At 41.6% G+C, this 6,000-nt stretch carries 6 protein-coding genes; 2 read left to right on the top strand and 4 right to left on the bottom strand.

Annotated elements, in window-relative coordinates:
* The first annotated feature begins 48 nt into the window (after positions 1-48).
* Together AC1DQW_RS19370 and AC1DQW_RS19375 are read left to right on the top strand one after the other, a co-directional pair.
* Positions 49-975, top strand: a complete 927-nt coding sequence (locus AC1DQW_RS19370; RefSeq protein ID WP_477455580.1) for an alpha/beta hydrolase — start codon at positions 49-51, stop codon at positions 973-975.
* Positions 976-1,054: 79 nt separating this feature from the next.
* Entirely contained in the window at positions 1,055-1,861 is an 807-nt protein-coding gene (locus tag AC1DQW_RS19375) for a DUF3108 domain-containing protein (RefSeq protein WP_477455581.1), read from the top strand.
* 99 nt (positions 1,862-1,960) lie between these two features.
* Here the strand turns inward: AC1DQW_RS19375 and hemH are convergent, their stop codons facing one another.
* The 4 genes from hemH to AC1DQW_RS19395 form a co-directional block, all read right to left on the bottom strand.
* The gene (gene hemH / locus AC1DQW_RS19380) at positions 1,961-2,992 is read right to left on the bottom strand and encodes a ferrochelatase (protein WP_477455582.1); all 1,032 of its coding nucleotides are present in this window, start codon (positions 2,990-2,992) and stop codon (positions 1,961-1,963) included.
* Between the two features lie 358 nt (positions 2,993-3,350).
* Positions 3,351-4,052, bottom strand: coding sequence for a LytR/AlgR family response regulator transcription factor (locus tag AC1DQW_RS19385; RefSeq protein ID WP_477455583.1), 702 nt, complete (start codon positions 4,050-4,052; stop codon positions 3,351-3,353).
* 5 nt (positions 4,053-4,057) lie between these two features.
* Positions 4,058-5,152, bottom strand: a complete 1,095-nt coding sequence (locus tag AC1DQW_RS19390) for a sensor histidine kinase (protein WP_477455584.1) — start codon at positions 5,150-5,152, stop codon at positions 4,058-4,060.
* 70 nt (positions 5,153-5,222) lie between these two features.
* Positions 5,223-6,000: MiaE family protein (locus AC1DQW_RS19395; RefSeq protein ID WP_477455585.1), on the bottom strand; the 778-nt coding region annotated here is incomplete at its 5' end.

Raw genomic sequence — 6,000 nt, forward strand, 5'->3', positions numbered from 1 at the left:
AATGATTTGATGAGTGATTGTTGAAAATACACATTTACAGTACGAATCATGAAAACTTATATGAAAAAGGTATTTGTAACAGTAATAATAGCGTTTGTTCAGTGCCTGGTTTATGCCCAGCAAAAACAAATTTTACTTTATCCAAAGGGGGCTCCCAATTCAAAAAAGACACCCGCTGGTTACATTGAAAAAATTGATAGTTTAAACTGGATCTCGCAAGTAACAGAACCGGCTGTAACGCCCTATCTTCCGGCAAAAGGCATAGCAAACGGAACGGCAGTAGTTATTTGCCCCGGCGGGGGCTATTATGTGGAGGTATCTGAGGATGAAGGATCTGATATTGCCAAAGCCTTTAACAAAATAGGCGTCGCTGCATTTGTATTAAAATACCGATTACCCAGTGATTATATCATGGTTGATAAAACTATAGGTCCGTTACAGGATGCGCAAATGGCAATACTTATGATACGTAAGCATGCATCAGAATGGGGAATCAGTCCTGATAAAATAGGCATTATCGGTTTTTCGGCTGGCGGACACCTTGCTTCAACTGCCGGAACGCATTTTGAGGTGCCTGTAATTGAAAATAAAGAGCATATCAATCTTCGTCCGGATTTTATGATGCTCATATACCCGGTAATTACTTTTGGTTTAACGCCACATAGCGTAACCAGTGAAAAACTAATAGGCAAAACACCATCGGCAAAGCTGCTTGATTTTTTTAGCAACGAAAAACATGTCACCACCAATACTCCGCCAACATTTCTGATACATGCAGCAGATGATCGTTTTGTGCCGGTACAAAACAGCCTGTTATTTTATAATGCCCTGCTTGATGCAAAAGTGAAAGCAGAAATGCACATTTTCCAGGCCGGAGGCCACGGCTTTGCGTTGGATAATCCCAAAAGTCATGATAAATGGTTTGACTGGGCTACGAATTGGCTATACCAAAACGGCTTTTTAAATCCACAGTAATTAATTAGTTATTAACGGGAACCACGAAATGGCAATGGCAAACCACCCAGATCGCAAAAATTATCAAAATTTAGACACTATGAAAACCGAACAAATCATTGAAAAAGTTATAGCCATTAGTTTAGCTATATTATTGCTGTTGTCGTATACGCCAAAGGTATCCGCGCAAACAGATACCATCCGTTTACAGGATCTGCGCCTCATTACATCGGCCTTAAAACCCGGACTTAAGCAATATCTGGTATATTATCAGAATTTAAAAGACAACCGTAGGTTGCGTTTTTCGCTTTGGCTGCGTAATATTGAAATTGAGAAACGGAATAAAGAAAATTATTTTGCCATTACCCAGCACTGGTACGGTACCGATAGCGCAGCATACCGCTCGGTTTACTCGCTTAATAAAATGGCCAGTTTTGCACCTGTTTATCATGCAGAAACTATCGGCAAAAAAATAAAAGCTTATAACTGGGACGCAGATAAAATTACAGGTGCCGATACCGTTGCCGGTAACGGGCAAAAAGAGTTTAAGCTTGATTTTATCGTGCCCAACTTTAACTGGAACCTGGATATCGAAACTTTTGAGATGCTGCCCCTTGATGCCGGCAAAACTTTTGCTATTAACTTTTATGATGCTGGAGTTGCTATGCCTCAATACGTGTTGTATAAAGTGATAGGCAGCGAAGAGATCATCACATTAGATGGTAACAAAGCCGATTGCTGGAAATTATTTACCGAAAGCGATTACAAAGGCAGGCACTTTACCGAAACGTACTGGATAAGTAAAACAGGTCATGAGTTTTTAAAGGAGGAAGATTCTTTTGACGGAGGTTATCGCTATAAAATAAAGATGACAGGTGCCGCGCCAGATCTGATAGCGAGATTCTGAATACGGTGAATGACGACAAACCTTTTAAGACATCCTTTCACCTTCAGAATTTCCGAAAACTATACCACGCGTATGAGTGGTCGAAATAGAATTTTATACCTACCCCGATATATGGTTATCCCTAACCATTTTTTCCAGTGCGTCTATCCACATCGGCGAATCGTTCAGGCTTTCAACAAGCTGTACTCTTTCGCCGCCGAGGGCTTTAAATTCATCTCCGTATTCGGTGGTTACTTCGTAAACCGTTTCCAGGCAGTCGGCAACAAAGGCGGGGCAAAACACCAGCAGGCTTTTTTTGCCTTCTTTGGCTAATTTGGCTACAATTTCGCTGGTATAGGGTTGTACCCATGGATCGTTACCCAATCGTGATTGGAAACAGATGGTGTATTTTTCTTTGGGGATGTTTAACTTTTGGGCAATCAGCTGCGCTGTATGGTGCGATTGTGCCGAGTAGCAAAACTTATTGGCATCGGTAAGGGTTTGGCAGCAATCGTTAACCTTTAAGCAGTGTTGGTGCGTATGATCCGCTTTAATCAATTGCCTTTGCGGCAATCCATGGAAGCTGAATAATATATGATCAAATTTCTCCGGATCATATTTGCGGCTGTTTTCGGCAAAAGTAGCAATCATCAGTTCGTTATCATGAAATGAATTAACAAACGATATGGTTGGCTTGGTAGGCCATTGCATCAGCAGTTCCATCACCTTATCATATACCGAGCCGGTACTGGCCGATGCATATTGAGGGAAAAGGGCTATTACCTGGATCTCATCAACCAGAGCATCTTTCAACCGGTTAAGGGCCGATTCGATACTTGGATTTTGGTAGCGCATGGCCAGCTCAACAATGTAATCATCACCCAGGCGCTTTTTTAAAGCATCCTGTTGTAAAAGGCTGTAGTGCATTAATGGCGAGCCGGTAGTATCGCTCCAGATGGCCCGGTATAATTTGGCCGACTTGGGAGCCCTGAAAGGAACTATTAAACCCCTAACCAGCAGGGTGCGCATTACGGGGTTTATATCAATAACCCGCGGATCCATCAAAAACTCATTCAGGTAGGTACGTACATCGGCTGTGGATGCGCTGTTGGGTGTACCTAAATTTACTAATAAAATGCCTTTTTTGCCCATAAACTTCCGTGTGCAAAAGTAAAATAATTTACGCCCTTAACTCCTAAAGGTTAAATAAATTACAAAAAGGTGATTTGGTGTTAAAAAAAGCGCCGTGTATTAAAACACCGGCGCTTTATCGAAACTAATATGAAAAAAGGGGTATTATGTTAAACCAATTTTGCCCTGCAACGCCATTGGAATAACGATATAAAGGTAAATCCGCGTGCCTGCTTAATCAACAATGTATCGGTGAATCAGTATTATGTATAGATGAATAAGCCGCCCTGGTTGATTTACGCATAATCAACAGTTAAGTATGATGGGAATAAAAAAGGCAACAGTAAATAAGTGAGGTGGGCGGGGCATACAGCTTTTTTTACCGGGATTTCATCCAGTTACGAACAATATCCAGGTAACTTTCGCTTACCGGCAGTTCAATGTCGGTGAGCTTAATCTTACGGTTCTGGATGGAGCGGATCTTGTTAACAGGTACAATATAACTGCGGTGGATGCGCTGGAATTTGTCGGCAGGTAATTTTTCCAGTACCTTTTTTAGCGGGATAAGGGTAAGCACCGTTTTGGCATTGGTTAAATGGATCTTGATATAATCCTCCATGCTTTCAATATACTCAATAGCATTTAGCTCAATCTTTACCATCCGGTATTCGGAGTATACGTACAGGCTTTCGTCGGCTTGTTCGGTTATGGGTTTGTTTCTATATTGATAGTAGTCGATAGCTTTTTCAACAGCTTTTTCAAAACGTTTAAAATCAATGGGCTTCAGGATGTAATCAAGGGCTTCCAGCTCAAAGCCTTCATAAGCGAAGTTTTTGTAGGCGGTTGTGAAAATCACTATCGGTCTTATTTCAAGCGAGCGAACGAGGTCGATTCCGGTAATATCCGGCATGTTGATATCGATAAAGAGCAGATCTACGGGTTTGGTTTTTAAAAACTCGGCACCTGATATGGCATCGTCAAATGTGTTGATGAGTTGCAACGACGGGAAACGCGATACATATCCGCTGATTAGTTTTAATGCCAGAGGTTCATCATCAATTGCAATGCATTTTAGCACCATTGGTTTTAAGTTTGTAAGCTAAGCCGAACGGTATAATAACCATCCTGGTTGCTTATGTTTAATAAATGCCTGCCTGGGTATAAATGGGCCAAACGTTGTTTTGTGTTTTTGATGCCTACTCCGGTACTTTGGTTTTCACTCCGGTTATCAAATAAGCGGTTCTTGCAAAAGAAAGCAATATCTTTATCATTTGCATCTACTTTAATGCTGATAACCGATTTTTCGTGGCTGCTGATACCATATTTAAATACGTTTTCTACAAATGTCATTAATACAAGCGGCGGTATTTTTTTACCGGAGGTATGGCCATTTAAAGAAAAATTTACTTCTGTGTTTTTACTCATTCGTAATCGTTGCAGTTCAATGTAATCGCTAATGCAATTTATTTCGTTTTGCAGGGGCACAAAATCTGCCATCGCATCCTCGGTTACATAACGCATAATGTTGGATAACTTCATGACGCTTTCGGCCGCGTTATCGTCCTGGGTAACCACAAGTGTATATATATTATTAAGGGTGTTAAACAAAAAGTGCGGGTTAATCTGTGCTTTTAAAGATGAAAGCTCGGCTGTTATTTTATCGGCCTCGGCACGGGTAACTTGTTGCTCGGTGAGCTGCCATTGCTGTATGGTTTTAATGGCGGTGCTTATAGCAAATATCATCAGGAAAATAAACAGGCTGGCAATATCTAACGGAGGCTTGTTGTGATGACCCGGTTTGAATTGTGGCGGAGGCTGGCCAGGGCCGCGTTGGTTTGCTGGTGCGCGTGGCGCCGGCTCATCTGCCATGGCAATATTTTCGCTGCTGCGGAGCATCCGGTCAAATGGTTTTAAATAGTAAACGCAGCCTAATAACAGTACGGTTATAATGCTGTATGCCAAATACTTTTTCTTTAAAAAAAGCCTTGGGATAAACAAGTTGGCGTTGATGTAAAAAAGGAAGATGTATGTGAAGCAAAATAACCAGTAACTGGGTTGCTGCAAAAGTAGAGTGGATGTACTGTCCTGGTTCTGGCGGTTTAAAAATACCAGCGGAAAGGCCATGAACAACAGCCATCCGGCAATATGTATTACCACCGAGAATGCTTTAAATCGCGACATATCCAAAGTAAAGATTTAAAGGTAAGCAATAAATAAAAGTATCGGTAATTAGCCTGTTTGTATAGATGAACTATCCGTGTATGGTTTCCCTTTTGCCGTAGTTTTGTATCACGGCGGCTTCATATTCCAGGAATTCTTTCCAACGTTTGTCGACATCTATTTCGACCGCATATTTTTTGGCCAGGCGGATAAACATGGAGTAATGTGTGGCTTCGCTGATCATCAGTTCGTGGTAAAACGTTGATAACTGGTTATCATTAATGTTTTCTGATAATACTTTAAAACGTTCGCAACTGCGCGCCTCTATCATGGCCGAAAACAATAAGCGATCAATCAGCTGTGCTTCCCGGCCGCCACCGATGATAATGAATTTGCGGAGCTCGTTCACGTAGTTATCCTTACGCTCTCTGCCTAATAAAAAGCCACGTTCTATAATAATATCATGCACCCGTTTAAAGTGGTCCATCTCTTCCTGCACTAACATAGCCATTTCCTGCACCAGATCTGATAGATTGGGGTTTTGTACAATAAGGGTTATGGCGTTGCTGGCCGCCTTTTGCTCGCAAAAAGCATGGTCGGTCAGCAGTTCTTCAATATTGCTTTCCACAACATTTTTAACCCAAAGCGGATCGGTTGGCAGTTGTAATTTAAGTATGATTTTCTCGCTCACAGGAACAAAGATAGTGGAAGTAGGTGAAAGGTGAAAGGTGAAAGGTGAAAGGTGAAAGGTGAAAGGTGAAAGGTGAAAGGTGAAAGGTGAAAGGTGAAAGGTGAAAGGTGAAAGGTGAAAGGTGAAAGGTGAAAGGTGAAAGGTGAAAGGTGAAAGGTGAAAGGTGAAAGGTGAAAGG

This window comes from Mucilaginibacter sp. P5_A4 (assembly GCF_056400605.1).

Coding starts and splice junctions, on each gene's coding strand:
- hemH (WP_477455582.1), bottom strand. CDS start 2,992: ATGGGCAAAAAAGGCATTTTATTAGTAAATTTAGGTACACCCAACAGC.
- AC1DQW_RS19375 (WP_477455581.1), top strand. CDS start 1,055: ATGAAAACCGAACAAATCATTGAAAAAGTTATAGCCATTAGTTTAGCT.
- AC1DQW_RS19390 (WP_477455584.1), bottom strand. CDS start 5,152: ATGTCGCGATTTAAAGCATTCTCGGTGGTAATACATATTGCCGGATGG.
- AC1DQW_RS19385 (WP_477455583.1), bottom strand. CDS start 4,052: ATGGTGCTAAAATGCATTGCAATTGATGATGAACCTCTGGCATTAAAA.
- AC1DQW_RS19370 (WP_477455580.1), top strand. CDS start 49: ATGAAAACTTATATGAAAAAGGTATTTGTAACAGTAATAATAGCGTTT.